The sequence below is a fragment of the Pseudomonas paralactis genome (assembly GCF_001439735.1).
Classification (GTDB): Bacteria; Pseudomonadota; Gammaproteobacteria; order Pseudomonadales; family Pseudomonadaceae; genus Aquipseudomonas; species Aquipseudomonas paralactis.
The window spans coordinates 355,926-376,042 of record NZ_JYLN01000002.1; the positions used below are offsets into that span (position 1 = coordinate 355,926).

The following is a 20,117-nucleotide window of genomic DNA, read 5'->3' on the forward strand; positions in this document are numbered from 1 at the left end:
ATTTCTGACTTCCTTATTTCGTTCAAGGCAATTGACATGACCGACCTTCAGAATAAGAACTACATCATTGCCCTCGATCAGGGCACCACCAGTTCGCGGGCGATCATCTTCGATCGTGACGCCAACGTGGTGTGCACCGCGCAACGTGAATTCGTTCAACACTACCCGCAGGCCGGCTGGGTAGAGCATGACCCGATGGAAATCTTCGCCACCCAAAGCGCGGTGATGGTAGAGGCGCTGGCCCAGGCCGGCTTGCACCATGACCAGGTTGCCGCCATCGGTATCACCAACCAGCGTGAAACCACCGTGGTCTGGGACAAAATCACCGGCCGCCCGATCTACAACGCGATCGTGTGGCAGTGCCGACGCAGCACTGAAATTTGCCAGCAACTCAAACGCGACGGCCATGAGCAATACATCAGCGACACCACTGGCCTGGTCACCGACCCCTACTTCTCCGGCACCAAGCTCAAGTGGATCCTCGACAACGTCGAAGGCAGCCGCGAGCGTGCACGCAATGGCGAACTGTTGTTCGGCACCGTCGACAGTTGGTTGATCTGGAAATTTACCGGCGGCAAAACCCACGTCACCGACTACACCAACGCGTCGCGCACCATGCTCTTCAACATCCACACGCTGGAGTGGGACGCGAAGATGCTGGAGATTCTCGACATCCCGCGGGAAATGCTCCCCGAAGTGAAGTCGTCCTCCGAAATCTACGGCCGCACCAAAAGTGGCATCGCCATTGGCGGTATTGCCGGTGACCAGCAAGCCGCGCTGTTTGGCCAGATGTGTGTCGAAGCCGGCCAGGCCAAGAACACCTACGGCACCGGTTGCTTCCTGCTGATGAACACCGGCGACAAGGCGGTGAAATCCAAGCACGGCATGCTCACCACCATCGCCTGCGGCCCCCGCGGCGAAGTGGCCTACGCCCTGGAAGGCGCCGTATTCAACGGCGGCTCCACCGTGCAATGGCTGCGTGACGAGCTGAAAATCATCAACGACGCCCACGACACCGAATACTTCGCCGGCAAGGTCAAGGACAGCAACGGTGTGTACCTGGTACCCGCCTTTACCGGTCTGGGCGCTCCTTACTGGGACCCGTATGCCCGTGGCGCGCTGTTCGGCCTGACACGAGGCGTACGCGTCGATCATATTATTCGTGCGGCGCTGGAGTCGATTGCCTACCAGACCCGCGACGTACTCGACGCCATGCAGCAGGACTCGGGCGAACGCCTCAAGGCCCTGCGTGTGGACGGTGGTGCGGTGGCCAACAACTTCCTGATGCAATTTCAGGCCGACATCCTCGGCACTCAGGTCGAGCGCCCGCAAATGCGCGAGACCACAGCCCTCGGCGCCGCCTACCTGGCCGGCCTGGCGTGTGGCTTCTGGGGCAGCCTGGATGAGTTGCGTGGCAAGGCGGTGATCGAGCGCGAATTCGAACCACAACTGGACGAAGCCGCCAAAGAGAAACTCTATGCCGGCTGGCAAAAAGCGGTGAGTCGCACCCGCGATTGGGAGCCGCACGAAGGCGCCGAATAAGCCAAGCGCCGGTTTCCCTTGAGGTTGTAACTGGCAGGGAGCGGATTCCTGCGTCATCATGGGCCACTTTTGTATGGCAGCCCAAAGGACGCCCCATGAATCTGCCTCCCCGCCAACAACAAATCCTCGAACTGGTCCGCGAACGCGGGTACGTCAGTATCGAGGAAATGGCGCAGCTATTCGTTGTCACCCCGCAAACCATCCGCCGCGATATCAACCAACTGGCGGATGCCAACCTGTTGCGCCGCTACCACGGCGGCGCGGCCTATGACTCCAGTGTCGAGAACACCGCGTACGCCATGCGGGCCGATCAGATGCGTGACGAGAAGCAACGCATCGGTGAAGCCATCGCTGCGCAGATTCCCGATCATGCCTCGCTGTTCATCAACATCGGCACCACCACCGAATCCATCGCCCGTGCGCTGCTCAATCACAACCACCTGAAAATCATCACCAACAACCTCAACGTCGCCACCATGCTCAGTGCCAAGGACGACTTCGATGTGTTGCTGACCGGCGGCAACGTGCGCCGCGATGGCGGCGTGGTGGGCCAGGCCAGTGTCGATTTCATCAATCAGTTCAAGGTCGACTTTGCCCTGGTGGGTATCAGCGGGATCGACGAGGACGGCAGCCTGCTGGACTTCGATTACCAGGAAGTGCGGGTTTCCCAGGCCATCATCGCCAATGCGCGGCAGGTGATTTTGGCGGCGGACTCCAGCAAATTCGGGCGCAATGCCATGATTCGCCTGGGGCCGATCAGCCTGGTGGACTGCCTGGTGACTGACCAGCAGCCGGTTCCGGCGTTGGTGCAAGTGCTGAATGAGCACAAGGTGCGGCTGGAAGTCGTTTAGCGCCTGTTCAGGCGTCATCGCGGGCAAGCCCGACTCCCACAGTTTGAAATGCGATCAAATGTGGGAGCCGGGCTTGCCCGCGATGACGGCCTCACTAACACCCATACATTCACCTTTGTTCATAATTCTTCCTTTCTCCGCCCTTCGATGAGTTTTTTCAATCGAAGTCAGCTGGCTGTGCCCGCATTTATCAGCTACCATTTTCGCAAATGAACATTAATGTTCGAATTCCAAGACGAAAAGATCGCGAGGCTAGCCGATGAACCCTTCCACCTTGCCTGCTCCACCGCTTGCCGAAGTCTATGACGTTGCCGTAATTGGTGGCGGGATCAACGGCGTCGGCATTGCAGCAGACGCAGCCGGTCGCGGGTTGTCGGTATTCCTTTGTGAAAAGGATGACTTGGCCAGCCACACTTCTTCGGCCAGCAGCAAGCTGATCCACGGTGGCCTGCGTTACCTGGAGCATTACGAATTCCGTCTGGTGCGTGAAGCATTGGCCGAACGCGAAGTTCTGCTGGCCAAGGCACCGCACATCGTCAAGCAAATGCGCTTCGTACTGCCGCACCGCCCGCACCTGCGCCCGGCCTGGATGATTCGTGCTGGTCTGTTCCTTTATGACCACTTGGGCAAGCGCGAAAAGCTCGCGGGTTCCAAAAGCCTTAAGTTCGGCGCCGACAGCCCGCTCAAAAGCGAAATCACCAAAGGCTTTGAATACTCCGACTGCTGGGTCGACGATGCCCGCCTGGTGGTACTCAACGCCATGGCTGCCCGTGAGAAAGGCGCGCACATCCACACCCAGACCCGTTGCGTCAGCGCCAAGCGCAGCAACGGTATGTGGGAAATGAACATGGAACGTGCCGACGGCAGCCTGTTCTCGATCCGCGCCCGCGCCCTGGTGAATGCCGCCGGCCCATGGGTGGCCAAATTCATCCGCGATGACCTGAAGCTGGATTCACCGTACGGCATTCGTCTGATCCAGGGCAGCCACCTGATCGTGCCGAGACTGTACGAGGGTGCTCACGCGCATATTCTGCAAAACGAAGACCAACGCATCGTCTTCACCATTCCGTACCTGAACCACCTGACCATCATCGGCACCACCGACCGCGAATACACCGGCGATCCGGCAAAAGTCGCGATTACCGAAGGTGAAACCGACTACATGCTCAAGGTGGTCAACGCACACTTCAAGAGACAGCTGAGCCGCGACGATATTGTCCACACCTACTCCGGCGTGCGCCCACTGTGCAATGACGAGTCGGACAACCCGTCGGCAATTACACGGGACTACACCCTGTCGCTGTCCGGCGGCACCGGCGAAGCGCCGATCCTGTCGGTATTCGGCGGCAAGCTGACCACCTATCGCAAGCTGGCCGAATCGGCCATGGCCCAACTGGCGCCGTACTTTACCCAGATGCGCCCAAGCTGGACCGCCACCGCAAGCCTGCCCGGCGGCGAAGACATGAGCACGCCTGAAGCGCTGGCCGAAGCCATCCGCAACAAGTTCGACTGGGTGCCGAGCGAGATCGCCCGCCGCTGGTCCACCACGTATGGCAGCCGCACCTGGCGCCTGCTTGAAGGCGTGCAGTCGCTGGCCGACCTCGGTGATCACCTGGGCGGCGGCCTGTATACCCGCGAAGTCGACTACCTGTGCGCCGAGGAATGGGTGACCCAACCGCAGGACGTGCTGTGGCGCCGCACCAAGCTCGGCCTGTTCACCACACCGCAGGAGCAGGAAAACCTGCAGCATTACCTGTCCAAGGTCGAGCAGAGCCGCAGCAAGATCGAAGCCGCCTGACCGCCCTACTGTAGGAGCGAGCTTGCTCGCGAAAAACCTGAGAGCGCCGCGTTTATCCAGCATAAACGCGGCGTTTTTGCGTTTTTGGCGAGCAAGCACGCGCCTACGGACTATTCGGTTTTCCGAACACGTCCCTCTGCTCTATTCGGTTTGCCGGATCGAAGACTGAAAATATCGCCGAAACAAAAAATTAATTTCTATATAAATCATGCGCTTAACCTTTTATTTTCGGTATGGCACGACTCATGCTCTACACTCTTTGACGATTACCTGAGGCGCCTTAGGAGCCGTCACGGGCATTCGCTGTACAAGAGAGCCGTTCAAGCTGGCTTCATAAAAAAAACAAATGTCGAGGAAGTATTGATGCGCATCGTTCCCCATATCCTGGGCGCAGCTATCGCTGCTGCTCTGATCAGCACTCCAGTTTTCGCCGCAGAACTCACCGGCACGCTGAAGAAAATCAACGACTCCGGCACCATCACTCTCGCTCACCGCGACAGCTCTATTCCGTTTTCCTACATTGCGGATGGTTCGGGCAAACCCGTGGGCTACTCCCACGACATTCAGTTGGCCGTCGTTGAACAACTGAAAAAAGACCTGAACAAACCCGACCTGAAAGCCAAGTACAACCTGGTGACCTCGCAAACCCGTATCCCGTTGATCCAGAACGGCACCGCGGACCTGGAATGCGGTTCCACCACCAATAACGCCGAACGCGCCCAGCAGGTCGACTTCACCGTCAACATCTTCGAAATCGGCACCCGTCTGCTGGTCAAGAAAGACAAGGAAGGCAAGCCGTCCTACGCTGACTTTGCCGACCTCAAAGGCAAAAACGTCGTGACCACCGCCGGCACCACGTCCGAGCGCATCATCAAAGCGATGAACGCCGACAAGCAGATGGGCATGAACGTTATCTCCGCCAAAGACCACGGCGAATCCTTCCAGATGCTCGAAAGCGGCCGTGCCGTTGCGTTCATGATGGACGACGCGCTGCTGGCCGGCGAAGAAGCCAAGGCCAAGAAGCCGGACGACTGGGTTATCACCGGTACTCCGCAGTCCTTCGAAGCCTATGCGTGCATGGTTCGCAAAGGCGACCCGGACTTCAAGAAAGCCGTGGATGACGCCATTGTCGCCCTGTACAAGTCCGGCGAGATCAACAAGATCTACGCCAAATGGTTCGAAAGCCCGATCCCACCGAAAGGCCTGAACCTGAACTTCCCGATGAGCGACAAGGTCAAGGAGCTGATCGCTAACCCAAGCGACAAACCAGCGCCAGAAGTAAAAATCTGATACCTGACTAAGCTTATCTCCTGAGGGAGCCAACCTCCCTCAGGCGTCTGTAATTACCTGCTGGCTTTAACTTGGAACACTCGACCTGGCGGTTTTCGAGCCGATCGCGTGTGCCTGGCATTCATTGTCAGGCGGGAAAGGATCTTCCCCAAGCGGGTGCTTGTACATCGATCGATTTCGAGGGGAGACCCTAATGAATTACAACTGGGACTGGGGCGTATTCTTCAAGTCCACCGGCGTGGGCAGCGAGACTTATCTCGACTGGTACCTCTCCGGGCTGGGCTGGACCATCGCCATCGCCATCGTGGCATGGATTATCGCCTTGCTGCTGGGCTCCATTCTGGGGGTCATGCGCACGGTGCCAAACCGCCTCGTGTCGGGCATTGCGACCTGCTACGTGGAACTGTTTCGTAACGTGCCGCTGCTGGTTCAGCTGTTCATCTGGTACTTCCTGGTACCGGACATGCTGCCGCAAAACCTGCAGGACTGGTACAAACAAGACCTGAACCCGACCACCTCGGCCTACCTGAGCGTCGTGGTGTGCCTGGGCCTGTTTACCGCCGCCCGTGTGTGTGAGCAAGTACGTACAGGCATTCAGGCGCTGCCACGCGGCCAGGAATCCGCCGCCCGCGCCATGGGCTTCAAGCTGCCGCAGATCTATTGGAACGTGCTGCTGCCCCAGGCGTATCGCATCATCATTCCACCGCTCACCTCCGAATTCCTCAACGTATTCAAGAACTCCTCCGTGGCGTCCTTGATCGGCTTGATGGAACTGCTGGCGCAAACCAAACAGACCGCCGAGTTTTCGGCCAACCTGTTTGAAGCCTTCACCCTGGCCACGCTGATTTACTTCACCCTGAACATGAGCCTGATGCTGCTGATGCGCGTCGTGGAGAAGAAAGTCGCAGTGCCCGGCCTGATCTCTGTGGGGGGTAAATAATGGACTTCGATTTCAGCGGCATCATCCCCGCCATCCCGGGCCTATGGAACGGCATGGTCATGACCTTGAAGCTGATGGTCATGGGTGTGGTCGGCGGCATCATCATCGGGACCATCCTGGCCCTGATGCGCTTGTCGTCCAATAAACTGCTGTCGCGTGTGGCCGGCGCCTATGTGAACTACTTCCGCTCGATCCCGCTGCTGCTGGTGATCACCTGGTTCTACCTGGCGGTGCCGTTCGTACTGCGCTGGATCACCGGCGAAGACACGCCGATCGGTGCGTTCACCTCCTGCGTCGTGGCGTTCATGATGTTCGAGGCCGCGTACTTCTGCGAAATCGTGCGGGCCGGTGTGCAGTCGATTCCCAAGGGCCAGATGGCGGCGGCACAAGCCATGGGCATGACCTACGGCCAGACCATGCGCCTGATCATCCTGCCCCAGGCGTTCCGCAAGATGACACCGTTGCTGCTGCAACAGTCGATCATCCTGTTCCAGGACACTTCCCTGGTCTACACCGTGGGCCTGGTGGACTTCCTCAACTCCGCCCGCTCCAACGGCGACATCATCGGCCGCTCCAACGAGTTCCTGATCTTTGCCGGTGTCGTCTACTTCATCATCAGCTTTTCCGCCTCGCTGCTGGTCAAGCGTCTGCAAAAAAGGTTTGCCGTATGATCTCTATCAAGAACATCAACAAGTGGTATGGCGACTTCCAGGTGCTGACCGATTGCAGCACCGAGGTTAAAAAAGGCGAAGTGATCGTGGTGTGCGGGCCCTCCGGCTCGGGCAAATCCACCCTGATCAAGTGCGTCAACGCGCTGGAGCCGTTCCAGAAGGGCGACATCGTGGTCGATGGCACCTCCATCGCCGACCCGAAGACCAACCTGCCGAAACTGCGCTCACGCGTGGGCATGGTGTTCCAGCACTTCGAACTGTTCCCGCACCTGACCATCACCGAAAACCTGACCATCGCGCAGATCAAGGTGCTGGGCCGCAGCAAGGAAGAAGCCACCAAGAAGGGCCTGCAACTGCTCGAACGCGTGGGCTTGTCGGCACACGCCCACAAGCACCCTGGCCAGCTCTCCGGCGGCCAGCAACAACGTGTGGCGATTGCCCGCGCCCTGGCCATGGACCCGATCGTCATGCTGTTTGACGAACCGACCTCGGCGCTGGACCCGGAAATGGTCAACGAAGTGCTCGACGTGATGGTGCAACTGGCCCACGAAGGCATGACCATGATGTGCGTGACCCACGAGATGGGCTTTGCGCGCAAAGTGGCCGACCGTGTGATCTTCATGGACGCCGGCAAGATCATCGAAGACTGCCCGAAAGAAGAGTTCTTCGGCGACATCAGCGCACGCTCCGAACGCGCGCAGCACTTCCTTGAGAAAATCCTGCAGCACTAAAAGCAACACCGTTCGTCCTGTAGGAGCCGGGCTTGTGTGGGAGCTGGCTTGCCTGCGATGGCATCGCCTCGGTGCAACTGTTACACCGAGGCGCCTGCATCGCGGGCAAGCCCGGCTCCCACACAAGCCCGCTCTTACACTGGCAAGCGGTAGCTGACCCAAGGCATCTGTGATGAAATGCGACCCCAATCAATATCGCGCCGCGCCGCCATCACTTGCCGTGAAGCCTCGTCTGATACGCCAACTGTTCCTGCCGCCGCTGATCATCGCCCTGATGATCGGGCTGGGTTATATCGGCTTCTGGGTCAGCGAGTACTATGGCATCCGCACCCTCAGCGACAACGGCGAACGCCAGTTGGAGCTGCACGCCCGCACCGTCGAAAGTGAACTGAGCAAATACACCTACCTGCCCAGCCTGCTGGAGCTGGAGTCCAGCGTGTCGCAATTGCTGGCCGAGCCGAACCAGGAAACCCGCAAAACAGTCAATGACTACCTTGAAGGCCTGAACCGTCGCAGTCGCAGCCGAGCCATCTACGTGATGGACACCACCGGCCGCGTGCTGGCTACCAGTAACTGGCGCGATGCCGACAGTTACCAGGGTGAAGACCTGTCTTTTCGCGCCTATTTTCAGAATGCCGTACGTGGCCAGCCCGGCCGTTTCTACGGTATCGGCAGCACCAACGGCGAACCCGGCTATTACCTGGCCCATGGCCTGGAAGAGCACGGCAAGATCATCGGCGTCGCCGTGGTCAAAGTGCGCCTCGAAGCCCTTGAAGAGCGCTGGCAACGCGCCCGTCTTGAGGCATTCGTGAGCGACGAGAACGGCATCATCATTTTGTCCAGTGACCCGGCGCGTCGCCTCAAGGCTGTACGTCCGCTGAGCGATGACACCAAGGATCGCCTGGCTCACAGCCTGCAATATTACTGGGCAACGCTCAATGAACTGCAACCCCTGGCCCGCGAGCGCCTGAACGAAGGCACCGAGAAGCTGACCTTCCCGGCCAATTCGGAAGTGGTCAATGACCAGCACGCCGTCAGCTACCTGGCGCAAACCCGACCGCTCAACGACACGCCGTGGAATTTCACCCTGCTTACCCCGCTCAATGACCTGCGCCGCGCCGCCATCAATCAGGGCATTCTGGTGGCCGTTGCCTTTGGCCTTGTGGCCTTCCTGCTGATTGCCTGGAACGAACGACGCAAGGTCATCGCCACCCGCCTCGCCGCCCGGGAAGCCTTGCAGGAAGCCAACAGCCAACTGGAGCGGCGGATCGCCGAACGCACCGCCGACCTGCGCGCCAGCAACGAACGGCTCAAGGGCCAGATTCGCGAACGGCGCCAGGCCGAAGAAACCCTGCGCCGCGCCCAGGACGAATTGGTGCAGGCCGGCAAACTCGCCGCCATCGGCCAGATGTCCACCAGCATCGCCCACGAGTTGAACCAGCCGCTGGCCGCGCTGCGCACCCTATCCGGCAACACCGTGCGCTTTCTTGAGCGCGGCGCCCTGGACACCGCCAGCACCAACCTCAAGACCATCAACGAACTGATCGACCGCATGGGCCGTATCACCGCCAGCCTGCGCTCGTTCGCCCGGCGCGGCGATGACCAGGGCGAAGCCAGCCTGGGCAAGGCCGTGGACGCTGCGTTTCAGGTGCTGGGCGCGCGCCTGGACGGTTTGCCACTGACCTTGCACCGCGACTTCGCTCCCGCCCAGTTGCAGATTGATCAGACGCGCCTGGAACAGATCCTGGTCAACCTGATCGGTAATGCGCTGGATGCGATGCAGGCGCAACCGGCGCCGCAATTGTGGCTGGAGGGCCAGAGTGCCGAGGGCAAATATCGTCTGCTGGTGCGCGACAATGGTCACGGCATCGACCCGGAGGCGCGCAAGCATTTGTTCGAACCCTTCTTCACCACCAAGCCCGGCGAACAAGGCCTTGGGCTGGGCCTGACGCTGTCCGCGAGCCTTGCGGCCGCGACCGGTGGCAGCCTGGCCGTGGAACACCCGGCCAATGGTGGTACTGCCTTTGTCCTGAACCTGCCGCTGGCGGGTTCTGAAAAAGTTGAGTCGACATGAATATTGAATCCCAAGACCTGACCGTGCTGATTGTCGAAGATGACCCCCATGTGCTGCTCGGTTGCCAGCAGGCCCTGGCGCTGGAAGACATCCCCAGCGTCGGCGTGGGCAGCGCCGAAGAAGCGCTCAAGCGCATCGGCGAGAACTTTGCCGGCATTGTCATCAGTGATATTCGCCTGCCGGGCATCGACGGCCTGGAGCTGCTGACCCGCCTCAAGGCCCTGGATAAAAGCCTGCCGGTGGTGTTGATTACAGGGCATGGCGACATCTCCATGGCCGTCGGCGCCATGCGCAACGGCGCCTACGACTTCATGGAGAAACCCTTCTCGCCCGAACGCCTGGTGGACGTGGCACGCCGCGCCCTGGAACAACGCGGCCTGGCGCGGGAGGTCTGGTCGTTACGCCGGCAACTGGCCGAGCGCGACTCGCTGGAAGGTCGCATCATCGGCCGCTCGCCGGCCATGCAGAACCTGCGCGAACTGATTGCCAATGTCGCCGACACCTCGGCCAACGTGCTGATCGAAGGCGAGACCGGTACCGGCAAGGAATTGGTCGCGCGTTGCCTGCATGATTTCAGCCGCCGCCACGCCCATCAGTTCGTTGCCTTGAACTGCGGGGGCCTGCCGGAAAACCTGTTCGAAAGCGAAATTTTCGGCCACGAGGCCAATGCCTTTACCGGCGCCGGAAAACGCCGCATCGGCAAGATCGAACACGCCCATCAGGGCACGCTGTTCCTCGATGAAGTGGAAAGTATGCCGATCAACCTGCAGATCAAACTGTTGCGGGTGCTGCAGGAACGTACCCTGGAACGCCTGGGTTCGAACCAGAGCGTGGCCGTGGATTGCCGGGTAATCGCCGCCACCAAGTCCGACCTCGACGAACTGAGCCGCGCCAACCAGTTCCGCAGCGACCTGTACTACCGCCTCAACGTGGTCACCCTGGAACTGCCGCCGTTGCGCGAGCGGCGTGAAGACATCCTGCAACTGTTCGAACACTTCCTGCAGCAATCGTCGCTACGCTTCGACCGGGCGGTGCCGGAGCTGGACAACCAGACCTTGTCGAGCCTGATGAGCCACGACTGGCCGGGCAACGTGCGCGAACTGCGCAACGTCGCCGAACGCTTTGCCCTGGGCCTGCCCGCCTTCAAGAAAAGCGGCGCCGGCAACGGCAACCAAGGGGTTGCCTTTACCGAGGCGGTGGAAGCCTTTGAGCGCAACCTGCTGGTGGATGCCTTGCAGCGCAGCGGCGGCAACCTGACCCAGGCCAGCCAGGAACTGGGGATGGCCAAGACCACCCTGTTCGACAAGGTCAAGAAATACGGGTTGAGCCACTGATGGATCTGTTTTTGAAGGCCGCGCTCGGCGCGGCGGTGGTGCTGATCCTGGCGGCACTGGCCAAGACCAAAAACTATTACATCGCAGGCTTGGTGCCGCTGTTTCCGACCTTCGCGCTGATCGCTCATTACATCGTCGGCAAAGGGCGAACGGTTGCGGATTTGAAGACCACCATCGTGTTCGGGATGTGGTCGATCATTCCGTACTTCGTGTACCTGGCGACCTTGTATGTGATGGTGGATCGGATGCGGTTGGAGGCATCGCTGGCAGTCGCCGCCGTGGCCTGGTTGATGGCTGCGACGGTGTTGGTCAGCGTGTGGGTACGCCTCCACACCTGACGCAACGCGGTTAAACAGGTGGGATCGCCCTTTGTAGGAGCGAGCTTGCTCGCGAGAAACTCACAGGCGCCGCGTTTACTCAGGAAGCACGCGTTATCGTTGACGTTTTTCGCGAGCAAGCTCGCTCCTACAACATGTTTAATCACAGCGTGTCAGCGGACTATTTTGTCTACCTGAATACCCAGTTTTTTCAGGCGATACCAGAAACTGCGTTCGGAAATCCCGATGCGCTGCGCCGCCGCAGCCTGCACCCCATTGCTCTCCTGCAACGCCGCCAGAATGTAGGCTTTCTCCACCTCGGCCAGCGCCGCATCCAGATCCTGCGGCACGCCCGGGCCGTCGCTGAGGATCGCGGTCACATCGCCTTCGCTCGGTTTCGAAGCAAACAGGTACCCCGGCAAATCTATATCCTCGATCACCGGCGACGCCGCCACGATGGTCGCGCGCTCCACGCAGTTTTGCAGCTCGCGGATATTGCCCGGCCAGTGATACGCCGCCATCGCCTGCAATGCCTCGGGGCTGAAGCCGGTAATGCGTTTGCCCGCGGTGGCACTCAAGGTCTGGGCGAAATGCCGGGCCAGGGGCGCGATGTCTTCCACGCGCTCGCGCAGAGCCGGCAATGGAATCGGGAAGACGTTGAGGCGGTAGTACAGGTCTTCGCGAAACTCTTTATTCGCCACCGCATCCAGCAGGTTCTTGTTGGTGGCGGCAATCACCCGCACGTCCACCTTGCGCTCGCGTGGGTCCCCCACCGGCTCGATCACCCGCTCCTGCAAGGCACGCAAAATCTTGGCCTGCAACGCCAGGGGCATATCCCCCACCTCATCGAGGAACAACGTGCCCTTGTCGGCCTGCATGAAGCGCCCAACCCGGTCGGCCACGGCCCCGGTGAAAGCGCCTTTGCGATGGCCGAACATTTCGCTTTCCAGCAAGCCTTCGGGAATCGCCGCACAGTTGACGGCCACAAAAGGTTTGTCGGCGCGGCTGCCATGCTTGTGAATGGCGCGGGCGACCATTTCCTTGCCGGTGCCGCTTTCGCCAGTCAGCAGGATGGTGGCGTTGCTGTCGCGCACTGAGTCCACCGCCTGGAGCACCTGGCGAAACGCCGGGCTGTCGCCCACCAGGCTGTCGAACTGCGCGTGTTCGTCCAGCTCGGCGCGCATCCGCGCGTTATCGCGCATGATGTCGCGAAATTGCAGGGCCTTGGCTACGGTGATGTCCAGCTCATCGATATCAAACGGTTTGGCGATGTAGTCATAGGCGCCGTTGCGCATCGATTGCACGGCGTTTTTGACTGTGCTGTAGGCGGTCATCACGATCACCGGCACATGCGGATAGCGCACCTTGATCTCGGCCAACAGCGCCGGCCCGTCCATGCCCGGCATACGCCAGTCGCTGATCACCAGGTCGATGTCCTCCTCGCCCAGCACCTTGAGCGCATGCAGGCCGTTGCCCGCGCTGAACACCTCAATACCGTTCTGGCTCAGGGCCTGGGTCAACAGATCACAGAGCTTGGGCTCGTCGTCGACCACCAGTACGTTATGCGTCATGCCCGTCCTCATCCTCGCCGTCGTCTTCACCGTTAGCCGGAATGTACAGGCTGAAGGTGGCGCCGGCATCTTTCTCACTGGCGCATTCGATGCTGCCGTCGTGACTTTCCATGATCGAATAGACTTTGGCCAGGCCCAACCCGGTGCCTGAGGCCTTGGTGGTGACAAACGGCGTGAAGATACGCTCGACCATATCCGCCGGGATCCCCTGGCCCGTGTCGGCGATGCTGATCACCGTGTTGTCGTCCACGCTGCGAATGCCCAGCGTCAGGCGCCCGCCTTCGGGCATCGCGTCGATGGCGTTGAGTATCAAGTTCAGGCAAGCCTGCTTGAGCTGCTTGGCGTCGGCGTAGATCGTGGCGTCGGGCGCCTGATCGTCAATCTGTGCATCGATAGTATGGGTGCTCAGCTCCGGGCCGCAGAAACCGAGGATTTCTTCCACCAGGGCGCGTGCCGGTTGCAGCACGCGAATCGGTGGGTTGGGCTTGGCGAAATCGAGGAACTCGGTAATCAGTTCGTTGATGCGGCTGACCTCGCTGATGACGTATTCCAGGTGACGCTTATCGGTGTCTGCCAGGTCGGCACGCCGATGCAACAGTTGGGTGGCAGTCTTGATGATGCCCAGCGGGTTGCGGATTTCGTGGGCCAGGCCCATGGCGACCTCACCCAGGGCATGCAGGCGATCACGTCGGCGCAGTTGGGCTTCGAGGTGGTGCAGTTCGCCCAGGCGCTCGGTCATGTGGTTGAAGGTGCTGCTCAACTGCGCCAGTTCATCGCCGCCACTGACCACCACGCGGTGCGCGTAGCTACCGGAAATCACCGCGTTGACGCCTTGGGACAAGTCACGCAGCGGCTTGGTCAGGCGCTGCGACACCAACACCCCGGCCGCCAGTGACAGCGCCGAGCTGAGCAGGAAGATCAGCACGAACAGGTTGCTCTGATTCACCAGCCCGACCAGGCTGGTATGACGCAACAGGCCGCTGAATATCACGCCCTGCAGTTCACCGGCATCATTGAAGATCGGCCAATACAAACCGCTGTACTGGTTGGTGAATTGCTCACTGGGCTGCTTGGTGCTGCGCAGCGCAGCCTCGACATTTTTCGGAATGCGCGAAGGGTGATTCTCGAAACGCTGGGTGGAAAATATCTCGGAAAAACCCGCCGGGTTGGCCAGGTACAAACGCAGGTCCAGGGAGTGCACATCGGCTACGCTGGTCAGGAAACTGCTGTCCAGGTAGGTCGCCACCAACAACAGGTAGTCAACGCCATCGCGGCTGGTCTCGAAGGTCGACACCACCAGCCCCGTGCTCACCCCGGCGACTTGCACCGTCTGCAGCACGGCGTTGCTGGTCAGGTTGATCTGCCTGACGATGTCATCGGAGGCCGTGCTGAACACCACTTTACGGTCGCTGGAACGAATCAGCGCGACTACATCGATATCGGTGGCATCGGCAATGTCGGCGGTGAGCCGGTCATGCTTCTCGGCATTTTTGGACGACGGCGGGCTGGTATAGCGCAGGAACAGCTTGGCCATGCGCGCGTTGTCATGAAGGATGTCACCGATCTCATCCTTGACGATCTTGGTCGACTCTTGCAGCCAGATGCGCACGTTACTGTCGAAAATCTGCGACAGCGTAGTGGCCGCCAGCTCAGCGGCAATCATGGTTGGAATCACGCTGACCAGCCAGAACGCCAGCACCAGCTTGCGCTGGACGCTCCAACGCGAAATGGCAAAGGGGCGGGCTTTCTGGCGGGTCTTGGTAATCATCAGGTTTCGCTTATCGCAGCAGCCATGGCAGGGTCGGAACGATCCGGTCGAATAAACAGTTTTACAAGTTTGAGCAGGCTGTTGACCAGCCGGTTGCGATGGCGGAAGAACAGGCTGTTGCCCTCGAACTCGCACCCCAGCCGCAGTTTACTGGCATACCCGGCCTGGCCGCACTCGTACACCGGGATATTGTGTTCAATACAATAGTCGACATTGGTCAGCCAACTGCGAAAGTACAGGTTGTACTCACGGCTGAACTCGATGTCGTGACCAAAGAACTTGTCCACCAGCCGCTGCTCATCCAGCAGGATCAGGTTGAACGCCACCAGGCGTTCGTCCACCCAGTAAAGAACACAGACCGCCCGCTCGTGAAGGTGTTCGAGTACGCCGGTGAAGTAACCGGCAGGCAAACGCTCGAACTGTAAATCCGCGCGTGCAAGCGTGGCCTCATACAGGCGCATGATCTCGGGCAGCACATCATCGACGTTGTGCCGCCACTCGATGCGCGGCCCGGGTGCCCGCAGTTTGCGGCGCAGGTCCTTGCGCGTGGATTTGCCCAGCGAGCCCAGGTACGCATCCACCGACCCATAGGGCAACGGCAACACCCCGGTCGGCAAGCTCGGCATGGTCTGAAAGCCGGCCGCGCGGCAACTGTCGGCCCAATGTGGGTCGTTGGTCGGCGCGTCCTTGACCGCCACCAGGCCGATACCGAAGTGATCGGCATCACGCCGCGCAGCCGCCAGTAACTGCTGCAACAACACTGCACGACGGGCCTCGGGGATATGGCTGGCGACGCCCGCATCACAGCGCTCAGCCACCGGCGAACCCAGGGCGTACAGCGCCAATTGCAAAGCCTGCGGCCACAGGCGATTCAGGCGCTCGGTCAAACGCTTGCCGGCCCCCGACACCGTGGTGTCGAGGCGATAGTGGGTGATGAACGCAGCAGCCACGGCCACCAGCGTTTCATCTTCGTAGACTGCCAGGTAGCGCCACTGAAAATCATCAATCGCAGCGTTTTCCACGGCCAGGTAATAGTCCCAATCCTCCAGGGCACCGGGAAAACAGTCATTCCAGGCATCACGCTGGATCGCCCGGATGGTCGGGAAGGCTTGGGTAGTTATCACAGTTTTTCCTTATCAACGCCGCCCTACTGTAGGAGCGAGCTTGCTCGCGAAAACCGAACAGACACCGCGTTCAAACTGGTAGTACGCGTTATCGTTAACGACCTTCGCGAGCAAGCTCGCTCCTACAAGTAACTAATCACGCCACACGATTGAGTTGCACCGAATGCTGCTCTACAAACTCGGCACTCAACTCGATCACCCGTCGGTACTGCAAATCGACCGTGATCATGTGGTAGCAGTTATCCAGCAAAATCTTGGTCACCGGCCCGCCGAGGTGGCGTTCCACGTAGTCGGCGTTCCAGCGGCTGGTGATGTCATCCTCGATGGAATGCAGCACCAGCGCCGGCACCTTGATGTCGGGCATACGCTTTTTGACCACCGCGTTCATGCGGTGCAATTCACGCACGGTGATGCCCTCCATCGTCAGCAAACCGGCTTCGCTGCTTTCGCCTTCCTTCATCTGCCGCTCGACGATGGCCCGCAGGCGCTCGTTCTTGATGCCGTAGGGCGGTTTCTCTTCGAAGCTGCAAATGTGCACACCGAATGGAATCTTCATCAGCAACGGCGTGAGGAACGCCAGCTTGTTGATGCTCCAGCCGTCGTACTTCAAGGTGGTGGAATACATCAGCAGCCCGGCGACCTGGCCCGGGTGTTCGGCGGCCACGTACATGGACATCACCGCGCCCATGGACAAACCGCCGACAAACACTTGCCCGTGGCGTTGCTTGACCTGCACGAAGGTCTTGCGCACACCTTCGTACCAGTCACGCCAGCCGGTGGCCTGCAGGTCGCTGTTATCACCGCAGTGCCCGGCCAACGTGGGCACATACACGGTGCAATTACCTGCCTTGGCCAAGCCCTTGGCGACCTGGCGCAACTCGGTCGGTGTGCCGGTCAGGCCGTGGATCAACAGGATCCCGACCGGACCATCACCGAGAACGAAACCGGCAGTACCTTCACCGAGGTCGATCCCTTGCGCATTCACCGATTAGTCGCTCGCACCAACAGTTGCTCAAGCAGCTTGAGCCCCAGTTCGATTTCCGGGTAGCTGATTTCCAGGGACGGTGCCAGGGTGATGACGTTCTTGTAGTAACCGCCCACGTCGAGGATCAGGCCGAGTTTCTGGCCGTCCACCACCATGTCGCCTTTCATGCCTTCCTCGACCATGTAATCCAGGGTCGCCTTGTCGGGGGTGAAGCCATCCGGGCCGCAGATTTCGCAGCGCAGCGCCAGGCCCAGGCCGTCGACATCGCCGATGATCGGGAAGCGTTTTTGCAGGTCCTGCAAGCCTTCCAAAAAGAACTTGCCCTTGGCCATGACCATCGCGCCGTAATCGACTTCGCTGGTCATCTTGAACATTTCCAGGCCCACGGCAGTGCCCAGCGGGTTGGAGGCGAAGGTGGAGTGCGTCGAACCTGGCGGGAACACCTTCGGGTTGATCAACTCTTCACGGGCCCAGATACCGCCCAACGGGTTGAGGCCATTGGTCAGGGCCTTGCCGAACACGATCACGTCCGGCTGCACGTCGAAGTGCTCGATCGACCAGAGTTTACCGGTGCGGTAGAAGCCCATCTGGATTTCATCGGACACCATCAGGATGCCGTGCTGATCCAGGACGTGCTTGAGTTCGCGGTAGAAGTTCATCGGCGGGATCACGTAGCCGCCGGTGCCCTGGATCGGCTCGACGTAGAAGGCCGCGTATTCGCACTGGTTGGTTTTAGGGTCCCACACGCCGTTGTATTCGGTCTCGAACAAGCGCGCGAACTGCTGCACGCAATGGCTGCCGTACTCTTCCTTGGTCATGCCCTTCGGGCCACGGAAGTGGTAAGGGAACGGGATGAAGTTGGCGCGTTCGCCAAAGTGGCCGTAGCGACGACGATAGCGGAAGCTGGAGGTGATCGACGAGGCGCCGAGGGTGCGGCCGTGGTAGCCGCCTTCAAAGGCGAACATCAGGCTTTTGCCGTTGCTGGCGTTGCGCACCACCTTGAGGGAGTCCTCAATGGACTGCGAGCCGCCGACGTTGAAGTGCACGCGACCGTCGAGACCGAATTTTTTCTTGGCGTCGACCGCGATCATTTCCGACAGCTCGATCTTGCCTTTGTGCAGGTACTGGCTGGCGATCTGCGGCAGGGTGTCGATCTGTTGCTTCAGCGCATTGTTCAGACGCGGGTTGGCGTAGCCGAAGTTGACGGCCGAGTACCACATTTGCAGGTCGAGGTAGGCCTGGTCTTCGGTGTCCCACACATAGGAGCCTTCGCAACGGCTGAAAATGCGCGGCGGCTCGATGTAGTGAACGGTGTCGCCGTAGGAGCAATACTTGGCTTCTTTATCCAGAAGAATCTGGTCTTCGGCGGTAGCGATACGGATATCAGACATGATGGAAGAGTTCCTGATTGTCAGAAGAGGTGTTGAAGGTGGTGGCGTTGGCAGCGATGCCTTGAGGCAGCTTGGCCAGCAGTGCGGTCACTTGCGCAAAGGTGTCGAAGCGCGCGTGAGGAATGTGGTTGGCGACGCAGTACTCGGCGAGGCTGCCCTTGGCGAATACAAAGTCGGCGGTGGAAGCCACGCACATGTCGGACTTGCCGTCGCCGATCACCAGCACGCGCTTGTTGCGCGGGGTGGATTTGCACTTGCAGTTGCCGGAAGCGGCGCGGCAAGCATCGCTGGCGTAAGGGAAGTCGATACGCCAGCTGTTCTGGTCGACCTGGCGCAGGCGGTTGGCGAGGATCGGCAACAAGGTCACGTAGTTGCGCGACAGGATGCGCGCGATACCCTGCTCGATGCCGTCGCTGACCACCTCGATGGTCGCGCCCAGGTCCATGACGTGATCGACGAAATCCGGAAAGTCCGGGTCGATCTCGACGCTGTCGAAATACGCCAGCAATTCACTTGGGGTGGCCTTGATCAGCGCCAGTTGGCGGCTCAGGCATTCGCGTGAACCGATATGCCCGTCCAGCCATTGCTGTTCAATGGTTTCCCACTCGGGGCCGGCGAAGCGTTGGAGGACGTTGTCAATGACATCCGTGGGGGTAATGGTCCCATCGAAGTCACACACGATATGCCAGTGGATCATCTGCCTTTCCTTTAGGTAAGGGCCTGGGAGAGTGCGCTGTATGCGCTTGCCAAGGGATAGAGCAGGGACTGTGCCAACTGGACAGAACCCAGTGGGGCTGGGGGTTTGGCGGGATACGCCAGGGGATTTGTGTGGCGCAAGCTACAATTTTTGTAGCTTGCTACAAACAACATGAGTGCTTGCACAGGCGCGAGGGTTTGCGCGTTCATGCGCGCCTGTCCACCTCAGGAACGTACGCCATGACCAACATCACTTCTGCCGTATTCGCAGGCTTGCTCGGCCTGTGGGGCTGCTCCAGCGCCGTCTGGGCAGACGGCATCAGCGGCGACGTGGGCGCGGGCCTGAGCTATCAGCCCCATGACCCCACCGGCAGCCGCTACGAAACCCGGCCCGTGCCTTACCTGGACCTGGATTGGGGCGACGTCAGCCTGAGCACCGACGACGGCCTGACCTGGAGCGCGCTGAACACCCACGGCATCACCGCCGGCCCCTATATCAACTACCTGTCGGGGCGCACCTCCAACGGCGAGTTGCAGGGCTTGCGCAATGTGTCGGACATGGCTGAGGTCGGTGGTTTTATCCAGTACGCCCCGGCCAATTTCTGGCGGGTCTACGCGCAGCTGGGCCAGGCGGTGGGCGGTGGGCACTCCCAGAGCGGCACCCTGGGTAAAATCGGCGGCGAACTGGGCTACCCGCTAGGCGGCGGGATTATCGGCAGCAGTGGCCTGGTGGCGCATTTTGCCGATGCGCGCCAAGCCAATACCTTCTTTGGCGTGGATAACAACGAAGCCGCCGCCACCGGGTTTCGGCCCTACAACGCCAGCGGTGGCTTCCAGAATGTGACGCTGAGCCAGAGCTTCGCCTTTCCTCTGGCGCCCCATTGGTCGCTGTTGACCAGTGCAAGCTGGGTGCATTTGGTGGGCTCGGCGGCCCGGAGCAGCATCGTCAAGCAGGCTGGTGACGTGAACCAGGGGCAGGTGCAGACGGCGATAAGCTACACCTTTGACTGAATCACCTGGGAGCAAAATGTGGG

Annotated in this window: 17 protein-coding genes; 11 read left to right on the forward strand and 6 right to left on the reverse strand. The window is 60.2% G+C overall.

All coding sequences use genetic code 11. From position 1 onward, the window contains the following. Positions 1-36 precede the first annotated feature (36 nt). The 10 genes from glpK to TX23_RS05930 all read left to right on the forward strand — a co-directional run bounded on the left by glpK (position 37) and on the right by TX23_RS05930 (position 11,569). Entirely contained in the window at positions 37-1,542 is a 1,506-nt protein-coding gene (glpK, locus tag TX23_RS05885; RefSeq protein WP_032893327.1) for a glycerol kinase GlpK, read from the forward strand. Positions 1,543-1,637: 95 nt separating this feature from the next. Further along, positions 1,638-2,393 carry a DeoR/GlpR family transcriptional regulator gene (locus tag TX23_RS05890; RefSeq protein WP_014717134.1) on the forward strand — a complete coding sequence of 252 codons (756 nt, stop codon included), beginning with the start codon at positions 1,638-1,640 and terminating at the stop codon, positions 2,391-2,393. Positions 2,394-2,652: 259 nt separating this feature from the next. Next, on the forward strand, positions 2,653-4,191 hold the full coding sequence (glpD, locus tag TX23_RS05895) for a glycerol-3-phosphate dehydrogenase (RefSeq protein ID WP_057701408.1): 1,539 nt from the start codon (positions 2,653-2,655) through the stop codon (positions 4,189-4,191). A gap of 363 nt (positions 4,192-4,554) precedes the next feature. After that, entirely contained in the window at positions 4,555-5,481 is a 927-nt protein-coding gene (locus TX23_RS05900; protein ID WP_005785249.1) for a glutamate/aspartate ABC transporter substrate-binding protein, read from the forward strand. A gap of 193 nt (positions 5,482-5,674) precedes the next feature. Then, positions 5,675-6,421, forward strand: coding sequence for an amino acid ABC transporter permease (locus tag TX23_RS05905; protein WP_003188956.1), 747 nt, complete (start codon positions 5,675-5,677; stop codon positions 6,419-6,421). Continuing rightward, on the forward strand, positions 6,421-7,092 hold the full coding sequence (locus tag TX23_RS05910) for an amino acid ABC transporter permease (RefSeq protein WP_003188954.1): 672 nt from the start codon (positions 6,421-6,423) through the stop codon (positions 7,090-7,092). The genes TX23_RS05905 and TX23_RS05910 overlap by 1 nt, the downstream gene beginning before the upstream one ends. Beyond that, a complete protein-coding gene (locus tag TX23_RS05915) occupies positions 7,089-7,823 on the forward strand; it encodes an amino acid ABC transporter ATP-binding protein (protein WP_007916729.1) in 735 nt (244 codons plus the stop codon). The genes TX23_RS05910 and TX23_RS05915 overlap by 4 nt, the downstream gene beginning before the upstream one ends. A gap of 172 nt (positions 7,824-7,995) precedes the next feature. Next, on the forward strand, positions 7,996-9,897 hold the full coding sequence (aauS, locus tag TX23_RS05920) for a two-component sensor histidine kinase AauS (protein WP_057701409.1): 1,902 nt from the start codon (positions 7,996-7,998) through the stop codon (positions 9,895-9,897). After that, complete coding sequence (gene aauR / locus TX23_RS05925; RefSeq protein WP_057701410.1) at positions 9,894-11,231, forward strand: two-component response regulator AauR; 1,338 nt, start codon at positions 9,894-9,896, stop codon at positions 11,229-11,231. The genes aauS and aauR overlap by 4 nt, the downstream gene beginning before the upstream one ends. After that, positions 11,231-11,569, forward strand: a complete 339-nt coding sequence (locus tag TX23_RS05930; RefSeq protein WP_057701411.1) for a GlpM family protein — start codon at positions 11,231-11,233, stop codon at positions 11,567-11,569. Before aauR ends, TX23_RS05930 begins: the two co-directional genes overlap by 1 nt. Before the next feature lie 152 nt (positions 11,570-11,721). Here the strand turns inward: TX23_RS05930 and TX23_RS05935 are convergent, their stop codons facing one another. From TX23_RS05935 to TX23_RS05960, 6 genes are all read right to left on the reverse strand, one after another. Next, complete coding sequence (locus TX23_RS05935; RefSeq protein ID WP_057701412.1) at positions 11,722-13,119, reverse strand: sigma-54-dependent transcriptional regulator; 1,398 nt, start codon at positions 13,117-13,119, stop codon at positions 11,722-11,724. Beyond that, positions 13,109-14,887 (reverse strand): HAMP domain-containing sensor histidine kinase, encoded by a 1,779-nt coding sequence (locus tag TX23_RS05940; RefSeq protein WP_057701413.1) that lies wholly within the window; start codon positions 14,885-14,887, stop codon positions 13,109-13,111. The genes TX23_RS05935 and TX23_RS05940 overlap by 11 nt, the downstream gene beginning before the upstream one ends. After that, entirely contained in the window at positions 14,887-16,011 is a 1,125-nt protein-coding gene (locus TX23_RS05945; RefSeq protein ID WP_057701414.1) for a GNAT family N-acetyltransferase, read from the reverse strand. The genes TX23_RS05940 and TX23_RS05945 overlap by 1 nt, the downstream gene beginning before the upstream one ends. A 136-nt stretch (positions 16,012-16,147) precedes the next feature. After that, entirely contained in the window at positions 16,148-16,996 is an 849-nt protein-coding gene (locus TX23_RS05950) for an alpha/beta hydrolase (RefSeq protein ID WP_057701415.1), read from the reverse strand. Next, on the reverse strand, positions 16,993-18,387 hold the full coding sequence (locus tag TX23_RS05955) for an aspartate aminotransferase family protein (protein WP_057701416.1): 1,395 nt from the start codon (positions 18,385-18,387) through the stop codon (positions 16,993-16,995). Before TX23_RS05955 ends, TX23_RS05950 begins: the two co-directional genes overlap by 4 nt. Further along, positions 18,380-19,084 carry an MtnX-like HAD-IB family phosphatase gene (locus tag TX23_RS05960; protein ID WP_057701417.1) on the reverse strand — a complete coding sequence of 235 codons (705 nt, stop codon included), beginning with the start codon at positions 19,082-19,084 and terminating at the stop codon, positions 18,380-18,382. Before TX23_RS05960 ends, TX23_RS05955 begins: the two co-directional genes overlap by 8 nt. Positions 19,085-19,323: 239 nt before the next feature. Here TX23_RS05960 and TX23_RS05965 point away from each other — a divergent pair, with 239 nt between their 5' ends. Continuing rightward, entirely contained in the window at positions 19,324-20,094 is a 771-nt protein-coding gene (locus TX23_RS05965; protein WP_057701418.1) for a MipA/OmpV family protein, read from the forward strand. Positions 20,095-20,117: the final 23 nt, after the last annotated feature.